This window comes from Longimicrobium sp. (assembly GCA_036389795.1).
Lineage (GTDB): Bacteria > Gemmatimonadota > Gemmatimonadetes > Longimicrobiales > Longimicrobiaceae > Longimicrobium.
This window is the reverse complement of record DASVWD010000046.1, coordinates 20096-43729: the sequence shown is the minus strand read 5'-3', so window position 1 is coordinate 43729 and position 23634 is coordinate 20096. Positions and strand designations below refer to the sequence as shown.

At 71.8% G+C, this 23634-nt stretch carries 16 protein-coding genes; 2 read left to right on the top strand and 14 right to left on the bottom strand.

The genetic code is table 11. The annotated features are described in order from the left end of the window. Window positions 1–164: 164 nt before the first annotated feature. The 6 genes from VF746_05340 to VF746_05315 form a co-directional block, all read right to left on the bottom strand. On the bottom strand, window positions 165–1088 hold the full coding sequence (locus VF746_05340) for a hypothetical protein (GenBank protein HEX8691819.1): 924 nt from the start codon (window positions 1086–1088) through the stop codon (window positions 165–167). A 16-nt stretch (window positions 1089–1104) separates the two neighbouring features. Further along, window positions 1105–2883 carry a tetratricopeptide repeat protein gene (locus VF746_05335; protein HEX8691818.1) on the bottom strand — a complete coding sequence of 593 codons (1779 nt, stop codon included), beginning with the start codon at window positions 2881–2883 and terminating at the stop codon, window positions 1105–1107. A 489-nt stretch (window positions 2884–3372) separates the two neighbouring features. Then, window positions 3373–4506: an N-methyl-L-tryptophan oxidase gene (gene solA, locus VF746_05330; GenBank protein HEX8691817.1), complete on the bottom strand. Its 1134-nt coding sequence runs from the start codon at window positions 4504–4506 to the stop codon at window positions 3373–3375. A gap of 121 nt (window positions 4507–4627) precedes the next feature. Next, a complete protein-coding gene (locus VF746_05325) occupies window positions 4628–5035 on the bottom strand; it encodes a hypothetical protein (protein ID HEX8691816.1) in 408 nt (135 codons plus the stop codon). 262 nt (window positions 5036–5297) lie between these two features. Continuing rightward, window positions 5298–7730, bottom strand: a complete 2433-nt coding sequence (locus VF746_05320) for an FAD-binding oxidoreductase (GenBank protein ID HEX8691815.1) — start codon at window positions 7728–7730, stop codon at window positions 5298–5300. A 517-nt stretch (window positions 7731–8247) separates the two neighbouring features. Continuing rightward, on the bottom strand, window positions 8248–9294 hold the full coding sequence (locus VF746_05315; GenBank protein ID HEX8691814.1) for a hypothetical protein: 1047 nt from the start codon (window positions 9292–9294) through the stop codon (window positions 8248–8250). 418 nt (window positions 9295–9712) lie between these two features. Here VF746_05315 and VF746_05310 point away from each other — a divergent pair, with 418 nt between their 5' ends. Together VF746_05310 and VF746_05305 are read left to right on the top strand one after the other, a co-directional pair. Then, window positions 9713–11380, top strand: a complete 1668-nt coding sequence (locus VF746_05310) for an NAD(P)/FAD-dependent oxidoreductase (protein HEX8691813.1) — start codon at window positions 9713–9715, stop codon at window positions 11378–11380. Between the two features lie 219 nt (window positions 11381–11599). Then, window positions 11600–13432, top strand: a complete 1833-nt coding sequence (locus VF746_05305; GenBank protein ID HEX8691812.1) for a thiamine pyrophosphate-dependent enzyme — start codon at window positions 11600–11602, stop codon at window positions 13430–13432. Between the two features lie 564 nt (window positions 13433–13996). On the opposite strand, the gene VF746_05300 is transcribed toward VF746_05305, so the two are convergent. The 8 genes from VF746_05300 to VF746_05265 form a co-directional block, all read right to left on the bottom strand. Then, entirely contained in the window at window positions 13997–15106 is a 1110-nt protein-coding gene (locus tag VF746_05300) for an aldo/keto reductase (GenBank protein ID HEX8691811.1), read from the bottom strand. A 320-nt stretch (window positions 15107–15426) separates the two neighbouring features. Next, window positions 15427–16821 carry an amidophosphoribosyltransferase gene (gene purF / locus VF746_05295; GenBank protein ID HEX8691810.1) on the bottom strand — a complete coding sequence of 465 codons (1395 nt, stop codon included), beginning with the start codon at window positions 16819–16821 and terminating at the stop codon, window positions 15427–15429. 327 nt (window positions 16822–17148) lie between these two features. Next, window positions 17149–19461: a phosphoribosylformylglycinamidine synthase subunit PurL gene (gene purL, locus VF746_05290; protein ID HEX8691809.1), complete on the bottom strand. Its 2313-nt coding sequence runs from the start codon at window positions 19459–19461 to the stop codon at window positions 17149–17151. A gap of 326 nt (window positions 19462–19787) precedes the next feature. After that, a complete protein-coding gene (locus VF746_05285) occupies window positions 19788–20579 on the bottom strand; it encodes a hypothetical protein (GenBank protein HEX8691808.1) in 792 nt (263 codons plus the stop codon). Window positions 20580–20731: 152 nt separating this feature from the next. After that, on the bottom strand, window positions 20732–21439 hold the full coding sequence (gene purQ, locus VF746_05280) for a phosphoribosylformylglycinamidine synthase subunit PurQ (GenBank protein ID HEX8691807.1): 708 nt from the start codon (window positions 21437–21439) through the stop codon (window positions 20732–20734). Further along, window positions 21436–21708: a phosphoribosylformylglycinamidine synthase subunit PurS gene (purS, locus tag VF746_05275; GenBank protein HEX8691806.1), complete on the bottom strand. Its 273-nt coding sequence runs from the start codon at window positions 21706–21708 to the stop codon at window positions 21436–21438. The genes purQ and purS overlap by 4 nt, the downstream gene beginning before the upstream one ends. Next, window positions 21705–22589, bottom strand: coding sequence for a CDP-diacylglycerol--serine O-phosphatidyltransferase (gene pssA, locus VF746_05270; protein HEX8691805.1), 885 nt, complete (start codon window positions 22587–22589; stop codon window positions 21705–21707). Before pssA ends, purS begins: the two co-directional genes overlap by 4 nt. Beyond that, the gene (locus VF746_05265; GenBank protein ID HEX8691804.1) at window positions 22586–23623 is read right to left on the bottom strand and encodes a phosphoribosylaminoimidazolesuccinocarboxamide synthase; all 1038 of its coding nucleotides are present in this window, start codon (window positions 23621–23623) and stop codon (window positions 22586–22588) included. Before VF746_05265 ends, pssA begins: the two co-directional genes overlap by 4 nt. Window positions 23624–23634: the final 11 nt, after the last annotated feature.

Here is a 23634-nt window from a genome sequence, read left to right as displayed (position 1 = left end):
CGACGGAGAACCCACGCGGTTCTCCGACGACTCCGTCTCCGTGTGAGACGCCCGGTGACGATCGCGATCCCGAACGATCCTCCGCGAGATGGATCGCCCGTTCCGGCACGCCCCCCGAGCCGTCCGGGGTGGCACGGGCGGCCAGGATCACGGCCGCGCCACCGCTACATCGGCCCGGGGTCGTCGGGGTCCGGGTCCGTCTCTTCGCCCGAGAGCAGGGCGACCACCCGGGCGAGCAGCTTGCCCGCGCGCGTCTTGGCCGCGCGGTCTTCTCCCGCCTTCTGCAGGGCCTTCCCGTAGCGCTCGGCCTCCCGCAGCACCGACAGCTCGACGGGCGGCTGCCGCTGCGCCTTGCGCAGCACGCAGCGGATGAACAGCTCGTAGCGCACGTCCGGGCGCTGGAGGAGCTTGATCGAGCCGCGCAGGTGCCTGACGGCCAGGTCGTCGTCGCCCTCCAGGTGCGCGATCCGCGCGAGCTGGTACAGGTTCCAGTGGTGGCTCCGGCCCCCGGCCTCGAAGTGCTGCTTGGCCGCCTCGTAGTTGCCGCGCTCCGCCTCCAGCCGCCCGAAGTAGTAGTGCGCCTTCTCGTTCAGCGGGGAGAGCTCGAGGGCCTTCTCGAGGGCGTCCTCGGTGTGCTCCGCCCAGCGGCGGTCGCCCTCCTGCTTCAGCTTCAGGTACGCCGCCGCGATCCCGATGTACGGGTCGACCATGTCCGGGACCCGCGCGCGCGCCTGCTGGAAGACGGTCAGCGCCTGCTGGTAGTCGCCCATCAGGTGGAGCGAGCGCCCGTGGGCGTTCTCGGCGGCGGCCAGCGCCAGCTCGTAGCTCTCGCGGTCTTCGCCGCCCTCGGGCGTGGGGATCTCGTCGAGCTCCCGCACGATGGTGGCGATCTGGGCCGCGATGCAGCGGAACTCCTCGCTCTCGCGCACGGCGTTGCCGTCCCGCTCCAGCAGGGCCTCCTGCTTGGAGGAGAGCGCCGACGCCCGCGCGCTGCGGACCAGGAAGACGAGCCGCCTGCGCTGCTCGTCCGGGATCTGCGGCGAGCGCCGGCGGCCCTCGCGCGGGAGCAGGCCCTGTGCGTTCGTCATCGTCTCGGCCTCCCCTCTAGTTGGCGGATGGAGAGGAGACGACGGGAAGCGGAGCGAGCTCCTCCAGCAGCTGGTCGAAGATCCGGATGGCCCGGTCCTGCTCCTCGACGGTGAGGAACATGGAGAGCGTCATGCCGCGGTGGTAGTCGAGCACCAGCGGGAAATCGGGCGAGCGGGCGAGGAAGTCCCTGAGCCGCTCCGAGTGCCCCCGGTGGTCGCCGTTGACCAGCCGGTCGAGCGAGTTGAAGTACTGGATCGCCTCGCCGGGGCGGTTGAGCCTGCGCAGCGTCTCGGCCAGCTTGAACTTCGCCATCCAGTTCCCGGGATCCTGCCTCGCCGCGTCCTGGAACTGCTCGCGCGCGTCGTCGAGCAGCTGCTCCCGCACGTCCGCGTCGTCGGCGTCGGCGAGCAGCTCCAGGCCGCGCTGGTAGTGGAGGAAGGCCGACCAATTCGAGGCCGGCTTGGACTCGGCCAGGTCGTACATGTAGTGCAGGGCGAACTCGCGGATCGCCTGCTCGCGGGCGTCGTCTCCGGTGCCCCTCTCCTTCCAGCGCCCGGCGTGCCCCCTGCCCGCGTGCGGCGGCCCGCCGGCGGCGGCCAGGCGCGGCATCGCCGCGGCGGCGCCGGGCCGCGCCCGGCCGGTCAGGCGCAGCAGCCCGGCGTGCAGGCGCCGCAGCGGCCCCCAGACCTGCAGCTCCCGCCTGCCGGGGACCCGCTCCACGAACAGGGTGACGGTGCCGTCCGGGGCCGCGCTGAGGTACCCGCTCAGCAGCCACTCGTGCGAGAGGTTGAAGAGGCTCTCGAAGAACGCGAGCACCTGCGTCGGGCGCAGCATGAAGAGCCCGATGGTCACCGGCTCGTCGGCGAGCATCGACCGCATCTCGGCCATGATCGAGAAGTTGGTGGGGAGGTAGGGGAAGCCGTCGAGGTCCTTCACCCGTCCCGCCGGCACGATGTCGCCGCGCTCCTCGATCTCCTTCATGGTCCGGTGGATTTCGCGCATGAGGATGCGGCTCTGCCGCTCCCGGTCCGCCTCCGGGGCGGTGAGGTCCACCACGGCCAGCCCGGTGCCCTTCCTCACCGGGAGCAGCTTGCGGATCCCGCCGACGAGCATCGTGAGCAGCCCCGCCATCACGACGCCGACCGCCAGCCAGCCCAGGAGCCGCAGGAGGGTCTTGCTGGAAGTTCCGAACTCGCTGAGCGCGCTGGCGGCGAACTCCCGGCTCATCGTGCGCTTCTCCTCCTGGGCCCGGCGCAGCTCGGCGTCCACGAGGTCTCGGAACGCGCGGGAGGTGCCCTTGGCGGACTGCAGGGCCGTCAGCTTCTCGATCGCCATGTCGAGCCGGCCGGCCCGGAAGTCCGCCTGCGCGAGCCTCAGCTTTTCACGGCCCGCCGCATCCGCGCGCTGGCGGGCGAGCTCGTGGAGCGAGTCGACCATCCGCAGCCGGCGCATGTTGAGGTAGACGTCGCCCACGGGGTCCAGGCGCAGCCCGGTTACCACCGACATCGCGCTGTCGGGGTAGCCCGCGTGCAGGTACGAGTGGGCGGCGTCCAGCGTGCGCAGCAGCAGGTCGAGCCTGCGCGCGTGCTCCGCCTGGGCGGTGTCGCGCAGCACGGCGGGGTGGCGCAGGAGGGCGCGCGCGCCCGCGAAGTCGCCGGCGGCTTCCCGCTCGAGCGCCTGCGTGAAGCGGTCGGCGTGCTGGGCCGGCGCGGGGGCCGCCAGGAACAGGGCGGCGGCGCCGCAGAGCCCGGCGAGGCGGCGCCGGTGGCGGGAACTGGGGAACGGAGAGCTCATCGGACGGTGGGGAAAGAGATTGGAGAGAGACCTGGAGATACCGACCGGCACCGACAGCGGCGGAACCGGGCCGGCCGGTCGCCGGCGCTTCACGTGATCAGCGTGGAGCGCGAGCCCGGCGAAGCGGATCCCGCCAACGGAGATCGTTCAGGAGGTCGACGGCTTTCCCGGCCCGGGGATCTGCCCGGGCCGCGTGCCTTCGACTGGATGGATGATGGGAAGCTTCGAGGGGGGCGGAGGCGTCCGGAGGCGTGGCGGAACGTCGGCCCGGACGACTTCGAGGGGTGCCACGCCCGGCCCTCACCGCCGATCGGTGCGGCGGGACAGCCGAATGGTACCTCGATGAACGGTAGCCCCTTTCGACCCAACGCGTTACGGACGACAAACATGCGCTGTGAGCGGCGACCGCGCAACCCCCCCGGACGTCCGGATGGCCCGACCGGGACGGCGTGTACGCGGGGCGGAGTCGTGCCCGCCCGCGGGAGGCGCTCATCCCGCGAACCGTTCCAGCCGGAACGGCGCGAGGTCGAAGCGGGTGCGGCCCTCCAGCAGGAGGTCGGCGTGGAGCTCGCCGATGGCGGAGGCGAACTTGAAGCCGTGGCCGGAGCACGGGCTGGAGAGGAGCACCTGCGGGTGCTCGGGATGGAAGTCGACCAGGAAGTCGCCGTCCGGCGTGTTGGTGAACAGGCACACCTGGCCCCCGCGCACCGGCGCGCCGGCCAAGCCTGGCAGGATCTGCCGCAGCGCCGCCCGCAGCGGCTCCACCTCGGCCGGGTCCACCTCGCGCCGCACCTGGTCCGGACCCGCGCAGACCTCGCCCTGGTGCATCAGCGCCGCCTTCACCCCCCGCTCCAGGCGCGGGAAGCCGTAGCCGATGAACCCCGGCGTGTGCTCCCACGCGTAGATAGGGCAGCGCTCCGGCTCGTACTCCTCTCCCGCCGCGCCGAGCCAGAACGGCACCTGGCGCTCGACGGCGAGCGGCAGGTCGAGCCCCGGCAGCAGCTCCCGCGTCCACGCGCCGGCGGCGACGAGGAGGCGCCCGGCGCGGTAGGTGCCCGCGGGGGTGCGCACCCGCACGCCCTCGCCGTCCGCCTCCCAGGCCGTCGCCGGCTCCTCGAAGCGCAGCTCCGCCCCGCGGCCGGCGGCCAGCGCCAGGTGCGCCCCGGTGCAGTCCTCCGGGCGCAGGAAGCCCGCCCGCGGGTCCACCACGGCGACGAACTCCTCGACCGGGTCGAACGCGGGCCAGCGGGCGTGCACCTGCCGCGCCGAGAGCACCTCGTGCGGTAGGCCGTGCTCCGCCGCGCTGCGCAGCGTCCCGGTGACGAGCATGCCGTCCGCGGGGCCGAGCATCAGACCGCCGGCGACGTGCATCAGGGGCGCGCCCGCGTCCCGCTCCAGGGCTTCCCACAGCTCGTACGCGCGCTGGACGAGGGGGACGTAGAGCGGGTGCTCGAAGTACATCTCGCGGATGATGCGGCTGTCGCCGTGCGAGGAGCCCAGAGCGTGGCGCGGCCCGAAGCGCTCCAGCCCCAGCACCTTCGCCCCGCGCGCCGCCAGGTGGTACGCCGAGGCGCTCCCCATCGCCCCCAGCCCGGCGACGATCACGTCGTATCGATCTGCCATCGCTCGGAATCGAGATCGGTAAACCGCATGTCTCACACGGAGTCAACGGAGTCAACGGAGAACCCCGATGCAGTTCTCCGTCGACTCCGTTTCCTCCGTGTGAGGCTTTGGGGTTTCGTCTTCAGGCCGGGGCCGGCGCCCTCGCGCGGTCGTCGGCCGGCTTGAGCCCGTACGCGGCGGCCAGCATGATGGACGACACCACCACGTGCGGCAGGTTGAGCATGATGTCGGCCGTCCAGGGCTGGTCGTTGACGAAGCCGTTGAGGAGCCAGAAGGTGGCGTCGAGCGCGTAGTACGACCCGAACGTCACCAGGAACAGCCGGCTGGCGCGCTCGGAGTGCAGCGCGGCCGCGAACGCCGCCAGCGCGGTGAGCCCGTGGGTGATGTCGTCGACGGCGCTGATGGCGAACGCGCCGAACATCATGCGCTCGTGCCCCGCGTGCGGCGAGATCCCCGGGATCCATCCCAGGATCACCACGATCGTGCCGAACAGCCCCACCCCGAACGCCACCTTCCTGAGACTGAGCATCACCCCTCCCGGTGTGTGTGATGGAGAGACGTTGATTTGAGCACGACCCTCAATGCTGTCATCCTGAGGGCGCGTGCGCTCGACTCGTTTCCGCGCGAGAGCCTGCGCGCCCGAAGGATCTATGGCCCGTATCGGCGAAGATCCTTCGCAATGCAGGCCACGGATCCTTCGGCCTGCGACGATTCGCGTGGACGCGGCTGCGGTCTGGCCGGCCTCAGGATAACCTCTTTCCGTGGTGCACAGCTGATTCCGGAGCCGGCCCTCAGTAGTCGTAGACGTGGTCCACCGCCAGCCGCCCCTCGGCCTCCATGCGCCGCAGGAAGGGGAGGAGGTCGCGCGTGCGCACCTTCAGCACGGGGCGGATGCGGCGCGCGTCGCTGGCCAGCGGGAGCGCGTACAGGAACTCCGCGTCGGGGCCCACGTAGCGCCACTCCCGCGGCGCCACCCCCGTGACCACGATGTCGTCGTTCCCCGCGATCTCCACCAGCGGCGTCGTCTCCCCGCGGCGGGCGCTCTCCCGCAGCAGGCCGCCGAACGCGTCGTAGCGCTCCGTGGTGAGCAGCGCGTGCCGGGGCCCCAGCGGGCGCCGCGCGAGCACGCGCTTGTCTCCCGGCGCCAGCGACGCGGTGTCGCCGAACACCACCAGGCCCATCCTGAGGTCCTCGGGCGCGTACGCGGCCCCGGTGGCGCCGCCCAGCATCCACGCGTAGGCGCCCTTGACGGCGTACTCCAGCGTGAGCGACAGGCGCCGCTCCCACTTGCGCAGCGGGTGCGGCCCCCAGAGCGGCACGTCGCTCCACAGGCGCCCGAGCTGCGCGCCGAACGGGTAGCGGTACCAGGGGATGGTGTGGATGAAGCGGCCGTAGTCCGCCGCCACCTGGTGCGCGAAGCGGTCCTCGTCGGTCATGCGCCCGCCGGCCGTCCAGGCGCTCAGCCGGCCGAGGGTGTTCTCGTACGCGTTCTTGATGCTGTACTCCACCGAGAAGCTGGTCCCGATCACCCCCAGCATCAGCGCGTACCCCGCGTTGCCGGGGTTCTCGCGGCGCGACGCGCGCGACACCTGCGCCCAGTTGCGCCAGAACTGCCCGATCGAGCGCGCGTAGGGGAAGGCGTGCGGGAGGCGGTCCTTCGTCCACGCGGCGTACTCGTCGGCGCTGTAGACGATGAACCACTCCGGGTGGGCCAGGAAGCTCTGCGACTCGGGCCGCGCGTACCCCTCCACGCGCGCCAGCGCCGCCCGCTCCGGCGTCCCCACGTCCAGCCGCGCCGGGCCCGCGGGGTCGTAGCGGTCCCACAGCTTGTTGCGGAAGCGGTTGCCGGGGTCCAGCCGGCGCTTGAGCGCGAAGAACTCGCCCGCGCGCGGGTAGGCGCGCCGGAACTGCTCGGGGGTGGCGTGCGGCTGGTACGGCAGGTACCAGCTGCCGCCGCTGGCCAGGGCGGCGTCGGACATCTCGCGCGTCCACGCCGCCACCTCGCGCCGGGCCTCGGGGCTGGTGCGCTGCTTGTAGTAGACCACGAAGGCGAACTTCTCCTCCCCCGCCCAGGCCAGCAGCGAGCCCGGGTCCGGCGTGGCGTGCCGGATGGAGACGTTCACCACGTTCACGCGGTGGCGCCGGAAGATGCGCCTCATCCGCGGCACGAACTCGTCGAAGCGGCCCACGGGGATGAAGTACTCCTGCAGCACGTAGGTGTACTTCTTCCGCGAGGCCGGCTCCAGCTCGGCCACGTCGTAGCTCGCCTCGTAGTTGCGCCACACCACGTGCTCGCCGCGGTACGCCAGCGGGTCCAGCACGTGCTCGCGGATCTCCTTCCCCCCCGGCCAGCCGGTGACCACGCGCGTGCCGAAGCGGCTGGTCGGGTAGCTCTCGCGCCGCGGCATCAGGCGGTCGGGGACGGTGACGGGGTCGTTAGTGCGCGTGAACGTCACCACGCTCACGCGGTCGTACTCGTTGGGGTAGATGTCGGCGTTGTGGAAGACGACGTCCGGGCGGCCGCGCACGGAGCGGCTGAAGTACGCGGCGTACCGGCCGACGGGCATGGTGGTGCGGGTGCGGCGCACGCGCACGTTGTCGGCCAGGTCCAGCGTGGCCTCGGTGATCACCCCCAGCCCGCCGTACCCGCCGATGGCGCCGTAGAAGACCTCTGCGTTCTCGGTGGGCGACGCGGTGAGCGCCGTGCCGTCGGCCAGGAGGATGCGGAAGCTCCGCACGGTGGAGATGATGGGGCCGAGCCCGGCGTAGCGCCCGTGCACGTTCACCGAGAGCGAGCCGCCCACGGTGAAGTTGCCGTACGACTGCATCACCTTCACCGAGAGGCCGTACCGGTCGATGGCCTCCTGGATCTGCCGCCAGGTGGCGCCGGCCTGCACGGTGAGGGTCTTGGCGGCGGTGTCGAGCCGGACGACGCGGTTGTAGCGGCGCATGTCGATCTGCAGCGCGCCCTCGGTGGCCGTCTGCCCCCCCATGCTGTACCGCCCGCCGCCGATGGAGACGGGGCCGGTGGTGCCGCGCAGCGCCGCCACGATCTCGGCCTCGCTGGTGGGGGCGATCACCCGCGCCACCTCCACCGGGTTCAGCTTCGTGACGTCGTTGACGATGGGCCCCGACACCGGCCCGATCACCGGCGTGTGCGCGATCCCCCACGCCGTGGTGACCACGGTGAGCAGCGCCACCGCCAGCACGAGCCATAGGACCACGCGCGCTGTCCGCCGCACCCCGCGCCCGAGCGCGCGGACGGCCCTGCGGCCGCGCCCGCCGGCAGGTCTGGGGGCAGCTTCTTTCGACTTCCTGGACCTCGAATCGGACGCAGCTGGCTTTGCAGGTGCGTCCGGAGGCCGCGTCGTCTTGCTGTCGCTGGCTTCCATTGGGTCTGCCGGCGGGCTGGTGGGGCGGGAGACTCGTCTCAGGGGGCGTACTGCGGGGGCGCGGTTCGCTCGTAGAAGGATCGAAACTCCCTCATCGTTCGACCACACCGTCAATGTAGCGGGTGCGCGCTTCCTTTCGCCACCCGAGGTGCGTGACGTCCGGTGGCCCGCGTGCGGACGGCGGGCGCGGTGGGAGCGTCCGCGTGGAAGCCGTGATGTGTCGCGGTGGACTGGCGGCCAGAGGCAGGGCTGCACGCCCCATGCGCCGGAGGCCCCGGCGGTGCGAGCGCCGGGGCCTCCAGGCAGTGGGCGTGGCGATGGTTCCCTTCGTACGCGCCGAGGTGCCGCGTCAGAGCACTCCGACGATCTCGAGGTAGCCGAACTCCACCGGCGAGTCGTCGGCGCTGTGGGGCTCTCCGGGGCGGAGCCTGACGCGCTTCAGCGTTTCGTTCTTCACGTGGGAAAGCCGTGCCTGCCGCAGGAGGTCGGCGAAGGTGCCGGTCACGTACCGCCACTGCCGGTTCGCGGGGTCGACGGGCAGGTTGCGCTCGTCGTTGCGGTAGTCGCCACGCTTGAGCCAGGAGCTCAGCCCCAGCCACACCTGGCGCTCCTTCTTGCGGGCGTCCTGGAACCCGAGCTCGAAGTAGACCGCGTAGTGCGCCTCGCTGGGGCTGCGCACCGCGATCTTGAACCGTGCGTGGGGAGACAGGCTTCCGTTGATCGACAGGTTCAGCGGGCTCTCCCACCGCGACAGCCGGACCATCCGGCCGAACGGGCCGTCCTCGACGATCTCGCATCCATCGCACCTGACCTCGATCTCGTCACTCGCGAGCAGGTTCTGGCCCGGCTTGGGGAACGTATACGTGGGCCACGGAGCGATGTCTTCGAGCTCGGCGAACAGGCGGTCCAGGTACTTGTGGATCAGCGTCTGGAGGTTGCTGCTCGTGAACTTCGCCGTCGCGGCGCCGGCCAGGTCCGAGATCTGGCGCCAGGACCGGCCCGGCGAGCAGGAGGTGAGCAGGAGGACCGGGGCGCCTTTCCCGTGGAAAAAGCCGAGCTCGTAGGCAATGTTGGGCCGCAGGTCGTCGACGAAGGCGATGGCGCCCACGCACCGTTTCAGCGCCTTCACCAGCTCGGTGTTGAGGGTGCGCCCGGGAGACACGCCCTCCGGAATCCCGAACACCTCCGCGTGTGTGCGTACCAGCCGCCGGGGATCGTGGGGACGGTCGTCGCGGATGTCCGGGCGCTCATAGGTGTTTACGGCGTTCTCGGCGGCCTGCAGGTACTCCGGCGCGGTCTGCGCGACTGAGAAAATGACCAGGATCGAGTCCTCGATCGGCCGCCTGGGTGGCGGAAAAACCGATGGAACCTGTAACCCTGTCTCCTGCGTTAGCATGATCGCCCTCCCCTTCGTCGATCAAAACAATCGCGCGCTGAAGTTACCGCACGCCTCCCGCCAAACTGCGGACCTTCATGATGTGGAGCCGGGTTCGCGCGGGCAAGCAAACATTTGTGGAAATCGACTCTGTCTTACAGGGCGGGACGAAGCTCGCCCTCGCGCCCCTGGAGTCCGGTGCGCCCGCACTGCATCGCAGGCAGAGGCGGCCTCGGCGGCACCTTTCGGAGCCACTTCGTTCCGCGACGATCATTGACAGTGGAAGACGTGAGAAGTACGATGCCCCTCCGTCGTCTTTCCCCGTAACTGCCTCCGTCGGGAGTAGCAGTTCCGCCCCCGCCAGCCGCACTTCGGGAGACACCGCGCGAACAACCTCGTTCGCGCGGGCCGACCTCCATCCCCCGCCCGGAGGGCACCCATGACCCGTCCGCTGGTCCACGAGATGTTCTCTCCCTTCACCCGCGAGCAGGCCGACGCCGAAGCGGTCGACGTGGCCGTGGTGGGCGGCGGGATGGGCGGCGCCTACACCGCGTGGCGCCTCAAGCAGGAGAAGCCCGAGCTGAACGTGGTGCTCTTCGAGTACAGCGACCGCATCGGCGGGCGGCTGTACACGGACCAGCTCCCCGGGATGCCGCACGTGAACGCCGAGCTGGGCGGGATGCGCTTCATCCCCAAGACGCAGGCCTTCGTGCGCGAGCTGATCGAGCAGCTGGGCCTGGAGACCCGCCCCTTCCCCATGGGTCCGGAGAAGGACCCCGGCGGCTCCAACAACCTGATGTACCTGCGCCGCCGGCTCCTGCGCGCCTCGCAGCTCACCGACCCCGCGCTGGTGCCGTACCTGATGAACCCCACCGAGCAGGGGATGACCCCCGACCAGCTGCAGAAGTACGTGATGGACTCGCTGGTGCCCAACGCCGGCGAGCTCACGCAGGACGAGTGGAACGAGGTGGAGGTGCTGAACGGCGAGAAGCTGTACAAGCTGGGCTTCTGGAACCTGCTGTACGAGGTGCTGAGCAGCGAGGCGTACCAGTACATGGACGACGCCGGCGGCTACTACACCAACGTGGCCAACTCCAACGCCGTGCTCTCGCTCCCGGTGTTCGAGTTCGGCCCCAGCGTCAAGTACGAGACGCTGGTGGACGGCTACGAGGCGCTCCCGCGCGCGCTGGCGGCCGAGTTCCAGGCCGCCGGCGGCGAGGTGCGCATGAACCGGCGCCTGGACTCGATGGGGCGCAACGAGCAGGGGTCGTACGCCCTCCTCTTCGCCGAGACCGAGCCGAACGAGCTGGGCAAGTCGCGCGACCGCCGCGAGCAGGGCGCCACCCGCACGCACCGCGTGGTGGCCAAGCGGGTGGTGCTGGCCATGCCGCGGCGCTCGCTGGAGCTGATCAACTGGGAGCCGTTCGCGCGCGACCGCGAGGTGCGCGAGATGGTGGAGGCGGTGATCATCCAGGCGGCGTTCAAGATCTTCCTGGCGTACCCGTACCCGTGGTGGCGCGTGCTGGGGCTGCAGGCCGGGCGCTCCATCACCGACATGCCGCTCCGGCAGACCTTCTACTTCCAGACCGAGGGCGAGCAGCCCCACAGCGACCCTAAGAACTACAACTCGCTGATGATGGTGAGCTACAACGACCTGGGGAGCGTGCCGTACTGGAAGGCGCTGGAGGAGGGCGACCCCTTCCTGGGCGAGCGCAACCGCTGGAACCCGGGGCGCGAGGCGAAGCCCGTCAACGGCTTCCCCGTCACCTGCCAGATGGTGGAGGCCGCGCAGGCGCAGGTGCGCGAGGTGCACGGGCTGGAGTTCGTCCCCAGGCCGTACGCCGCCGCCTACCACGACTGGTCCGACGACCCGTACGGCGGCGGGTGGCACGCCTGGAAGGCGGGCTTCAAGTTCTGGGAGATCATGCCGAAGATCCGCCAGCCCGTCCCCGGCGAGGAGGTGTTCGTCTGCGGCGAGGCGTACTCCATCAACCAGGGGTGGGTGGAGGGCGCGCTGCAGACCGCCGAGCTGATGCTGGAGGAGCACTTCGGCCTCGACCGCCCGAAGTGGCTCCCGCCCCCGGACAAGTACAGCCTGGGCTACTGAGGCTCCCTGCCGATCTGCCGGTAATCCCGCCCACCGTCCGAACGCGACGGGTTCCGTAGGGGCGAGCATGCGAGTCCGAGCACAGGCGGCCCGGCGCGGGAGCCCGCCTCCCGCGCACGAGCCGGCGTCCGCCGGTCGAGGCATGCCTCGCCCCTACGGATTTGCCCCGGCGCCGTCCGTCCGGCGGTCCGTCCACCGACCCCTGCACCCGGAGCTCGCATGGCTGCGACCTACACCGTCTCGGACTACCTGATCGACCGCCTGAAGGAGATCGGCGCCGAGCACGTCTTCGCCGTCCCCGGCGACTACGCCGGCGCCTTCCTGAGCACCATCGACGCCGACCCGGAGAAGCGGCTCGTCCGCGTGGGCACCACCAACGAGTGGGTGGCGGGCTACGCGGCCGACGCCTATGCGCGCATGAAGGGCGCGGGCGCCATGTGCCTCACCTACGGCGTGGGCACCTTCGGCGTGCTGAACGCGCTGGCCGGCTCGTACGTGGAAGAGGTGCCGGTGGTCCTGATCATCGGCTCGCCCTCGTTCAAGCAGCGGCACGTGGAGCGGCACGAGGGCATCCTCTTCCACCACTCCACCGGCACCCTCTGCGCCGACGCGGAGTCGGTGCAAAACGTGACCGTCGCGCGCGAGGTGGTGAGCGAGGGGTGGCGCGCCCCCCGCCAGATCGACCGCGCGCTGCGCGCGATGCTGGCGTGGAAGCGTCCCGTGTACCTCGAGTTCTACTCCAACGCCTGGACCGCGGAGTGCCGCCGCCCGCTGGGCCCGCTCGCGCCCGGGAAGCTGCCGACGTCCAGGCGCCGCCTGGAGCGCGCGGTGGAGGCGACGCTGGAGAAGCTGCGCGGCGCGCCGGCCCCCGTCGTCTGGGCGGGGGTGGAGGTCGCCCGCTTCGGGCTCCAGGATCCGCTCCTCGGCCTCATCCGCGCCACGCGGCTCCCCTGGGCGAGCGACCTGTGCGGGAAGGGGCTGCTCCCGGAGAGCACGGCCGGGTTCCTGGGCGTCTTCGACGGCGCCTCGTCGGTGGAGAAGGTGATGGACCTCTTCGACGCCTCCACCTGCGTGCTGGGGCTGGGGCCCATCGTCACCGACGACTTCGCCGTGTGGGCGCAGGAGCGCTACGACTACATGGTGCTGGCGTACGGCAACGCGGTGCGCGTGGGGCGGAAGACGTTCCGCGACGTGCCGCTGGCCGCGTTCATGGAGCGCCTGCTGGAGCGGCTGCGGGAGGAGGGCTGGAGCGCCCCCAAGGAGGCCGCGCCCGCGCTGGAGGCGGTTCCCACCCCGGGCGAGAAGGCGCGCGCCCTGCTGGCGTCGGTCGACACCACGCCGTCGGCGTCGGTGCCGGGAGGGGAGCGGCGGGTGACGTACAACCGCTTCTTCGAGCGCATCCGCGGCTGGGTGGACGACTCGATGGTGCTGCTGGCCGACACCAGCATCGTGCTGTACTCGGCGGCCGAGCTGCCGGTGGAGCGGAAGGGCGGCTTCATCGCGCAGGCGGCGTGGAACTCCATCGGCTTCACCCCGGGCGCGGCGCTGGGGGTGGGCTTCGCCGACCCTGGGCGGCGCGCGGTGGTGTTCTGCGGCGACGGCGGCTTCCAGGAGATCGCGCAGGCCGTCTCCGACATCGTGCGCGCGGGGCACGACACGGTGGTGTTCGTCTTCAACAACGCCCTGTACGGGATCGAGCAGGCGTTCGTGGACCCGTACTACTTCGTCCCCGATTCCACCGGGAAGCGGCACCCGCCCGAGGCGTTCGACCTGCTGCACGCGTGGGACTACGCGAAGCTCACCGAGGTCTTCCGCGGCGGGTGGGGCGTGGCGGTGGAGACGCTCGACGAGCTGGACGACGCCCTGGCGCGGGCGAAGACGCAGCGCGGCCTGTCGCTGATCGACCTGCGCATCCCGCAGGACTCCATCACCCGGCAGATGCTCCTCCAGGCCGGCGTGCAGCCGAAGGACATCCCCCCGCTTCAGGCCGCCGCGCCGGCGGTGGGGAGGGAGGTGACGGCGAAGAGACCGGCCAAGGCGAAGCGCGGCTGATACCGAACCCGGGAGATCGGTTGCCGTGTCGAGGCGGACGCGGCGCTCGCGCGCGGTGAGGCTGTCATCCTGAGGCCCGGTCACACCGGAACCAGTATTCGCCCGGATGACGGCAGGGCCGAAGGATCTACTCACCCTGGCAGGTGGGTGGGGCGCGGTAGCGGCACGGATGCCTGCTTGGACCTGGTGTGGTACCATCCTCCGGGATTCGCTTTGCAGTGGGAGCTGTCATTCCGAGCGGAGCCCGATGCGCTGAGCTCGCGTTCGCCACCGAAGCCGGCCGGGCTCCCGAGGAATCCATCCGCGGGCGGCAGGAGGCCGGATCGATGTACGGAGCCGGCATCCGGGCGGGGTGAGTAGATTCCTCGGGCGCCGCCCAGCTCAGGCGTGGATTCCGGATTGGTGCCGCGGCGCCGCTCGGAATGACATAGTTCGCGAGAGGACCGGGTTGCACACTGATTCCTGAATCCGGTATGAGCCGCACCTCGCGGCTGGACGCGCGAAGGCCCCGGCGATCCGCTCGCCGGGGCCTCCTCGTTCGTGACGACTCGATGACCCGCCGACTCAGTCCGCCGCCACCGGCTCCTTGACGGGCTCGCCCTCGGGCGCGCCGGGGAAGCCGTCGCCGGGGTAGCGGTACACGGGGCCCAGCGGCTCGCCGTCGCGCAGCATGGTGCCCTTGTAGCGCATGTGGTCTTCGTGTACGCCGAAGTTGGTGCGCTGCAGCTCGGCCACGCGCGCCAGGTCCTCCGGCGTGAGGTCGGGCTTGTCGGGCGCGGCGGCGAACTCCTCCAGCTGCTCCAGGTTGTAGATGTTGGGCAGCGTCGTCATCACCGCGGGCGAGGCCAGGATCCACTTGAGCGCCGCCTGCCCCAGCGTCATCCCGCGCCCCTCGTGCAGGAAGCCGAGCGTCTCGATCTTCTTCAGCCCGTTGACCAGCCAGGAGCGCGGCCGGTGGCGCCGGTGGTCGTTCTTGGCGAACTGCGTGTCCTCGGTGTAGTGCCCCTCCAGCATCCCCGACGAGTGCGTCACGCGCACCTGGATCCCCGCGCCGGCCTGCTCGGCCGCCTCCGTGAGGATCTGGCCGGGGAACGGCTCCAGGACGTTGTTGATGACCTGCAGGTTCTTCACCCGCCGCTCGCGCACCAGGTCGAGCCCCTCGAACAGGTAGCCGTTCGACGGCCCCAGCGCCGCGCCCCACGCCCGGATCTTCCCCTCCTCGCGCAGCCGCTCCAGCGTCTCCCAGACCGCGTCGTCGGCGACGTGCTCCTCCTTGGCGTTGTGGAAGCTGACGATCTCCACCACGTCGGTCCCCATCCGCTGGAGCGAGCGCTCCACCGCCGAGCGGAGGAAGGCCGGGTCGGGGTTGTGCGGGATCTCCTGCTGGCCGCGGCGCGCGTCGGGGTGGGCGTAGAAGTCGTAGCCCACCTTGGTGGTGATGGTCACCCGGTCGCGCCGGCCGGCGAAGGCGCGGCCCAGCAGCTCGTCCGCCCGCCCGTTGCCGTAGGTGTCGGCGCTGTCGAAGAGGGTGATCCCCAGGTCGTAGGCGCGGTGCAGCAGCGAGACCGCCTGGTCGTCGGTGAACTCGCCCCACCAGCCGGCGGCCAGCGTCCACACGCCGAACCCCACCTCCGAGGCGGTGATGTCGGTTCCGGGATAGGTGCGGTACTTCATGGTGCCCTCCGTCGGGCGGGAGTTGCGGGCATGATACGAGATCCAGCGGCATCGGGGACGGCGCGCCGGCGGGCTCCCGCGCCGGGAGCGGCCCACCAGCCGCGACGAGCTGGATTCCTCGGGTCGCTACCGCTCCCCTCGGAATGACATTCGTCCGCAAACCAGGCGGCGCGGCCGCTTCGGCGTGCCGCCGCGTCCGTCCCGATCCCCTCTGCGCGCGTCAGAAGACCAAGGTCGGCTGATTCGCCGCCCCGGGCAAGAGGGAGATTCCCCTACGCCGAGCGCGAGCCGCTTTCGCACTCACGCACTCACGCACTCCCCTAGCAGTGCGAGCTCATCGCCAGGCCGTGCTCGGCGTCCACCAGCGGGGCGCGGTAGTCGCCGGTGAAGCAGGCCACGCAGTAGGTCTCCTCCTTCTCCTTCACGCAGTCGACCATCCCCTCCAGTGAGAGGTAGCCGAGCGAGTCCACGCCCAGGTAGACCCGCAGGTCGTCGAGGGAGAGGCTCGCGGCGATCAGCTCCTCGCGGGTGGGCATGTCGATGCCGTAGAAGCACGGCCAGCGCACCGGCGGCGAGGCCAGGCGGAAGTGCACCTCGCGGGCGCCCGCCTCGCGCAGCAGGCCCACCAGCGCGCGGCTGGTGGTGCCGCGCACCAGCGAGTCGTCCACCACCACCACGCTCTTGCCGTCCAGCACCTCGCGCACGGCGCTGAACTTCATCCGCACCTTGAAGTCGCGCCCCGCCTGCCCGGGGGTGATGAAGGTGCGGCCCACGTAGTGGTTGCGGATGAGCCCCAGCTCGAACGGCAGCCCCGACGCCTCGGAGTAGCCCACGGCCGCCGAGTTGGCCGAGTCGGGGACGGAGATCACGATGTCGGCGCCGGGCGCGGGGCGCTCCTCCGCCAGGCGGCGGCCGAAGGCGCGGCGGGCGCGGTCGACCGTGTACCCCCACAGCCGCGTGTCGGGGCGGGCGAAGTAGACCAGCTCGAAGATGCACGGCTGCGGATCGGCCACGAAGCGGGGGATGCGCATCACCTCCTCCACCTCGCCGCCGCGGATGCGGATCAGCTCGCCGGGGAGCACGTCGCAGTGGTGCCGGGCGCCCACGATGTCGAGCGCGCACGTCTCCGACGCCACCACCAGCCCGCCGTCGGGGAGCTTCCCCATCACCAGCGGCCGGTAGCCGTACGGGTCGCGCGCGGCGTAGAGGACGTCGTCGACGGTGACGAGCAGGCAGTACGCGCCCTCCAGCTGCGCCAGCGCGTCCAGGATCTGCTCGTCGGCGGTCTCGGCGCGCGAGCGGGCGACCAGGTGGACGATCACCTCGCTGTCGATGGTGCTGCGGAAGAGCGCCCCCTCGTTCAGCAGCCGGTCGCGCAGGACGTGGAAGTTGGTGAGGTTGCCGTTGTGCACCAGCGCCAGCTCGCCCGAGCGGTACGTCTCGCGGATCGGCTGGGCGTTCTTGAGCCCCGCGCCCCCGGCGGTGGAGTAGCGGATGTGCCCCACGCCCACGTCGCCGTGGAGCTTCTCGAACACCTCCTCGCGGAAGACGTCCGACACCAGCCCCGCCTCGCGGTGCCGGTGGCTCTCGCGGCGCACGCGGTCGTACGTGGCGATGCCGGCGGCCTCCTGCCCCCGGTGCTGCAGGGAGTAGAGCCCCAGGAAGATGTGGCGGGCGGCGTCCGCGTTCCCCGAGACCGCGACGATTCCACACACGGGAGAGGAAGTCCTGCGTTGAAGGTTTCCAGAGCGCGGGTACTACACCGGTCTGCGGGAGCCGTGCGGCTGTCGACCGACGTTCGCGCCGCCGCGGATGGGGTGCCCCCTCCCCGGCCCTCCCCCGCTGCGCGGGAGAGGGAGCTTCGCGGGGCGGAGATCCACGCTTATCGCCAGGATCCCCGTAGGGGCGAGGCCCGCCTCGCCCGCCCCCGCCCCCGCGCAGATGCCTGCTCCCCGTCGCGAACCCCGTCGAGTACCCTCTCCCGGAGTCGGGAGAGGGTGGCGACGCGGTAGCGGCGCCGGGTGAGGGCCCCTCGCGGGCCCCTACGGCCGGTAGACCTCGGACTCCAGCGACGTCTCCACGTCGGCCGGGGTGCCGTCCATCCGGCGCGGGATGGCGTCGAAGTAGATCGCCGCCAGCCCGTCCACCGGCGCCTCGATCGTCCCGCCCCGGGCCGCCACGCGGAAGACGCCGCCCGGCTCGCCCACGGTGCCGATGCGCCGGGCCGTCACCTGGTGGAAGCCCAGCTCCCGCGTCAGCAGGTCCAGGTCGGCCGGCCGGCAGGAGAGGAGCACGCGCCCCTGCGCCTCGCCGAAGAGGAGCGCGTTCGCCGGCAGGTCGTCGTCCAGCTCCACGTCCACCCCGAACGGCGCGCTCCCGTCGCCGAAGGCGCACTCCGCCAGGGCCACGGCCAGGCCGCCCTCGGCGCAGTCGTGCGCCGAGGCCGCCAGGCGGGCCTTGATGGCGTTGTAGACGGCGCGCTGCAGCCGCATCTCCCAGGGGATGCTCACCTCGGGCGCGTCGCCCGCCACCAGGCCGTGGACCACCTTCAGGTACTCGCTCCCCCCCAGCTCGGCGGTGTTGGAGCCCAGCAGCAGGATCACGTCGCCCGCGCGCTTGAACGCCGCCGTGGTGGCGAAGTCCACGTGGTCCAGCAGCCCCACCATCCCGATGGTGGGCGTGGGGTAGATGGCGCCGCGCGGGTTCTCGTTGTAGAGCGAGACGTTGCCGCCCGTCACCGGCGTCTGGAAGGCCGCGCAGGCCTCGCCGATGCCGCGCAGCGCCTCGGACATCTGGTGGTAGACCTCGGGCTTGAGCGGGTTGCCGAAGTTCAGGTTGTCGGTCACCGCCAGCGGCATCGCGCCCGAGCAGACCAGGTTCCGCGCCGCCTCGGCCACGGCGATCTTCCCGCCGCGGTAGGGGTTCAGGTAGACGTAGCGCCCGTTGCAGTCCACCGTCATCGCGATGGCCTTCTCGGTCCCGCGCAGCCGCAGCACCGCCGCGTCGGAGCCGGGGCCCACCACGGTGTTCGTGCGCACCGTGCTGTCGTACTGCTCGTAGACCCAGCGCTTCGACGCGATGGTGGGCGAGTCGAGCAGCCGCTCCAGCGTCCACCCCGGGTCGCGCTCCTCCCAGAGCGGCTCCAGGGTGGCCGGGTCCCACGCGCGCAGCGCCGCGATCTCGGGGGACTCGACGCCCTCGCGGGTGTAGGTGGGGCACGCCTCCACCAGCGGCTCGCCGGGGAGGTCCACGATCACCGCGCCGTTCTCGCGCACCACGTAGCGCCCGGTGTCGGTCACCCGGCCGATCGTCTCCGCGTCCAGGTCCCACTTCCCCAGGATGGCGCGCACGTCCTCCTCGCGCCCCTGCTTCGCGACGACGAGCATGCGCTCCTGGGTCTCGGAGAGGAGGACCTCGTACGGCGTCATCCCCCGCTCGCGCACGGGGACGCGGGTGATCTCGATGTCCACCCCGGTCCCCCCGCGCGCCGCCATCTCGGTGGACGAGGAGACGAGCCCCGCCGCGCCCATGTCCTGGATGCCCACGATGTGGCCCGAGCGGATCAGCTCCAGCGAGGCCTCCAGCAGCAGCTTCTCGGTGAAGGGGTCGCCCACCTGCACCTGCGGCCGCTTCGCCTCGCTCTCCTCCGACAGCTCGGCCGAGGCGAAGGTGGCGCCGTGGATGCCGTCGCGCCCGGTCCTGGCCCCCACCGCCATCAGCGCGTTGCCGACGCCGGCCGCCACGCCGCGGATCAGCTCGTCGTGCTTCAGCAGCCCCACGCACATGGCGTTGACCAGGGGGTTGCCCTCGTACGCGCCGTCGAAGTAGACCTCGCCGGCCACGGTGGGGATGCCGACGCAGTTGCCGTAGTCGCCGATCCCCTTCACCACGCCGGCGAAGAGGTAGCGCACGCGGTCGCCCTCCGCCCCGTCGATCTCGCCGAAGCGGAGGGAGTTGAGCATGGCGATCGGGCGCGCGCCCATGGTGAAGACGTCGCGCAGGATGCCGCCCACGCCGGTGGCCGCGCCCTGGTACGGCTCCACCGCCGAGGGGTGGTTGTGCGACTCGATCTTGAAGGCCACCGCCAGCCCGTCGCCCACGTCGACGACGCCCGCGTTCTCGCCGGGGCCCTGCAGCACCCACGGCGCCTTCGTGGGCAGCTTGCGCAGCAGCGGCTTGCTGTTCTTGTAGCCGCAGTGCTCGCTCCACATGGCGCTGAAGACGCCGAGCTCGGTGTAGGTGGGCTCGCGCCCGAGGATGTCCAGGATGAGCCGGTACTCCTCGGGGGAAAGGCCGTGCTCCGCGACCAGCTCCGGCGTGATCGCGGGGTCTCCCGGGCGCGGTTGTGCGGCCAAGGTGCTCCGTGCGGTTGAATCGGTTCGGTCGAGGGCGCCGTTTCCGCGCCCAAAGGGCGGCTAAAGCCGCGGCTACAACAGATTGAACACCAATCCTGATCGAAAGCCCCTGCTGTCATTCTGAGGCCCGGCCACCCCGGACCAGCCTCCGCTCCGACGACCGCAGGGCCGAAGAATCTACCCGCCTCGCCGCGTGGGTCGGGCGCGGCAGCGGCACGGATGCCGGCTCGCGCCACCCCCCGGAAGTTTACCGGGCCTCGAAACGAGTCCGCGGAACCGGGCGGGGGCCCGGTTCCGCGGTAGTCTACCACCTCCACCCGACCCGCTCAAGGATTGCCGCGGGGGACGACGCGGGGCTGCACGCGGCGCTCGCGGGCGCGGCGGTCGGCGTTCATGGTGTCGGGGCTCGCGCGCACCGTGTTGGGCTCCACGCGGCCCTCGCGCTCGCGCCGCTCGTCGTCCACCGCCGTCGCCGGGGGGCCGAGCGCGCTGTCGCGCACGGCGCCGAAGCGGCGGGAGTCGGTGGGCTCGGGGCGCCCGCCCTCGGCCGGCCGCGTCTCGCCCGCGCGGATGACGGTGGAGCGCCCCTCGCCCGCGGCGTCGCTCCCGGCGCGCGCGGGGGGCCGCGCGCCGCCCGAGTCGCCGGTGCGGATGCGGGCGTCCTCCTCGCCGCGGCGGGGCTCGCCGCCCTCGCCCGGCTCCACGCGGACGCCGCCCACGCGCGCGGGCTCGGCCTGCTCGCCGCGGCGGCGCACCTGCATCTGCACCGGCGGCTCGGCGGCCGGCGCCACCGCGCCCGCGGCGGCGCTCACGTCGTCGTAGCGCTCCAGGGCGTCGTTCGCGCGCGGGCCCTCGAAGCGGCGGCGCGGGGTGCGCAGCACGGCGGCCACCACGCGGTCCTCGCGGAAGAACACCACGTCGTCCGAGCCGCAGCGGACGGGGCAGCCGTTCAGGTAATACCAGTACGTCCACTCGCCCGAGGCGCGCACGGCGGCCGGCGCCCCGAAGACGCCCCGCACCTGCTCCGCGGTCATCCCCTGCGAGATCGTGCCCCCCTGCGCCAGGGCCGGCGAGGCGGCCAGCACCAGCGCTGCCGCGGCCATGAGCCTAAGCCTCATCGTCCACCTCCGGTGTTGGAACCCCGGTGCGAAGTGCGAGGTGCGAAGTGCGAAGTGCGAAGTGCCCGGTCTCCTTGCAAACTGCTTTGATGATTCCGCCCCTGGGCGCAGACCGTTCATCCTTCCGGAGTCCCGCACTTCGCACTTCGCACTCAGCACTTCGCACTTGCCGTCACCAGCCCCGCGGCCAGCGAGCGGAAGAGCCCCAGCCCGTCGGTCGAGCCGAGCACGGGCTCGACGGCGCGCTCGGGGTGCGGCATCATCCCCAGCACGTTTCCGGCCGCGCTGACGATCCCCGCGATGCTGCGCGCCGAGCCGTTGGGGTTGGCGATGGGGGAGACCAGCCCCTCGGCGTCGCAGTAGCGGAAGACGACCTGCCCGTTCGCCTCCAGCTCGTCCAGCACGTCGGGCTCGGCGAAGTAGCGCCCCTCGCCGTGCGCGATCGGCACCTTCAGCACGTCGCCCACCCGGTACTCGGCGGTGAAGAGGGTGTCGGCGCGCTCCACCAGCAGGTGCACCGGGCGGCTGCGGAACTTCAGGCTCCGGTTGCGGATCAGCGCCCCGGGAAGGAGCCCCGACTCGCAGAGGATCTGGAAGCCGTTGCAGATCCCCACCACCGGCCCGCCGCCCTCCGCGAACGCCTTCACCTCGCGCATGATCGGCGAGAGCGCGGCGATGGCGCCCGCGCGCAGGTAGTCGCCGTAGCTGAAGCCGCCGGGGAGGAACACCGCGTCCACCCCCTGCAGGTCGTGCTCCTTGTGCCAGAGGAAGACGGCCTCCGCCCCCAGCCCGTCGCGAACCGCCTTGTAGCAGTCGTAGTCGCAGTTGGAGCCGGGGAAGGTCACCACGCCGAATCTCATCGCCCCGCGCTCCCCGCGAGCCCATGCACGCGCACGTCGTAGTCCTCGGTCACCGGGTTGGCCAGCAGGCGCCGGCACATCTCGTCGGCCCGCCCCGCCGCGTCCTCCTCGGAGTCGGCGGAGAGGGTGAAGACGATCAGCCGGCCCACGTGCACCTCGCTCAGGCCCGCGAAGCCCAGCGAGCCGAGCGCGCCCTCCACCGCCTTCCCCTGGGGGTCCAGGATCCCGCGGCGGGGCGTCACCCGCACCTCCACCCGAAAGTCCCTCACGTCGGCTCCTCGTGGTTGTCGCCGGGGCGCGGCTCCGCCCCGGCCCGCGGCCCCGGCCGCATCGCCTCGTACTCCACCGTCCGCACCTCCTCGGGGTGGGGCTCCTCGTCCAGCAGGGGGTCCTGCTCGGGGAGCCGCTCCTCGAAGCCGTGCAGCACCGTCCGGACCAGCCCGTAGGTGATGTAGAGGATGGCGAAGGGGAAGAAGAAGTACTCGGGCACCGTGAACGCCGCCACCAGCGAGGCGACGGCCAGCAGCACGGCGAAGCGCCCGCTCCACGTCCTCAAGGAGAAGCGCGGCACCACCGGGTAGAGCACGTTGCTCACCATCAGGAGGGCGATGAACATCATCAGCCACCCCGCCGCGCGCCCCGCCTCCACCCCCGAGAACCAGCGCGCCCACAGCTCCGTCTGCGTGAACGCGTAGAAGGTGGCCACGCAGCTGCCGGCGGTGGGCGAGGGGAGCCCGTGGAAGGCCACCTTGGCCGTGCCCGCCTGCTCGATGTTGAAGCGCGCCAGGCGGAAGACGGCGGCCACGATGTAGAGGAAGGCGACGATCCAGCTCCACTCCCCGCCGCGCTGCAGGAAGGTGAAGTACACGATCAGGGCCGGCGCCACGCCGAAGGAGATGGCGTCGACCAGCGAGTCCAGCTCCTCGCCGAACGCGCTCCCCGTGGCGGTGAAGCGCGCGATGCGGCCGTCCAGCATGTCGAACACCGCCGCCAGCACGATCAGCCAGCCGGCGGAGGCGTAGTCGCCGCGGGCGGCGTGCACCACGGCCCACACGCCCAGGAACAGGTTGCCGACGGTGAAGGCGCTGGGGAGGATGATGATCCCCCGCTTCAGCCGGCGCCGCCGCGGCGGGTCCCACAGCCGGTTCACGACGCCCTCCCGCCGCTTGAGGGAAAGTCGTCCAGCTCCATCCCGGTGAGCCGGCGGAACGCGTCCCGGTACCTCCGCGACGTCGCCTCCACCACCTCGGGCGGCAGGCCGGGGGCGGGGTACGCCTTGTTCCACTCCCCGCGCGCCACGAGCTCCTCCAGCCAGTCGCGCAGCGGCTGCTTGTCGAGCGAGGGCTGGCCGCGGCCCGGCCGGTAGCTCTCGGCCGGCCAGAAGCGCGACGAGTCGGGGGTCATCATCTCGTCCATCACCCGGATCGTGCCGTCCTCGTCCGCGCCGAACTCGAACTTGGTGTCGGCGATGATGATGCCGGCGCGCTCGGCCAGGTCGCGCCCGCGCCCGTACAGCGCCAGCGAGTGGCGGCGGAGCGCCTCCGCGGCGTCGGCGCCCACGATCTCCCGCATCCGCGCGAAGGGGATGTTCTCGTCGTGCCCCGTCTCGGCCTTGGTGGCGGGCGAGAAGACCGGCGGGTCCAGCCGGTCCGACTCCGCCAGCCCGGCGGGGAGCGGCTCGCCGGCCAGGGTGCCCGACTCGCGGTACTCCTTCCAGGCCGAGCCGGAGAGCCAGCCGCGCACCACGCACTCCACGGGGAAGGGGCGGAGCCTGCGCACCAGCATGGCGCGGCGCGCCCACAGCTCGCGGGTCTCCGCCAGCTCCGGGTGGCGCGCGGCGATCTCGTCGGGGTCGACCGAGAGGAGGTGGTTGGGCACCAGGTCGGCGGTGCGCGCGAACCACCAGGCGGAGATCAGGGTGAGGACCTCGCCCTTGCGGGGGACCGGGTCGGGCATGACCACGTCGAACGCGCTCACCCGGTCGGTGGCCACCATCAGCAGCGCATCGCCCAGGTCGTACACGTCCCGCACCTTCCCGCGCACCCGGAGCGGGAAGGGGAGGTCGGTGGTGACGAGCGTCGGGGTCAGGGCGCGGCTCCGTCGGTCGAGTGGTTTCGGTGAAGCGGAGAAAGTAATCGGCGCGCGGGCGCGCGGCAAACCCGCGCACGGGAACGTTGCGCCCATGTCTCGAAACG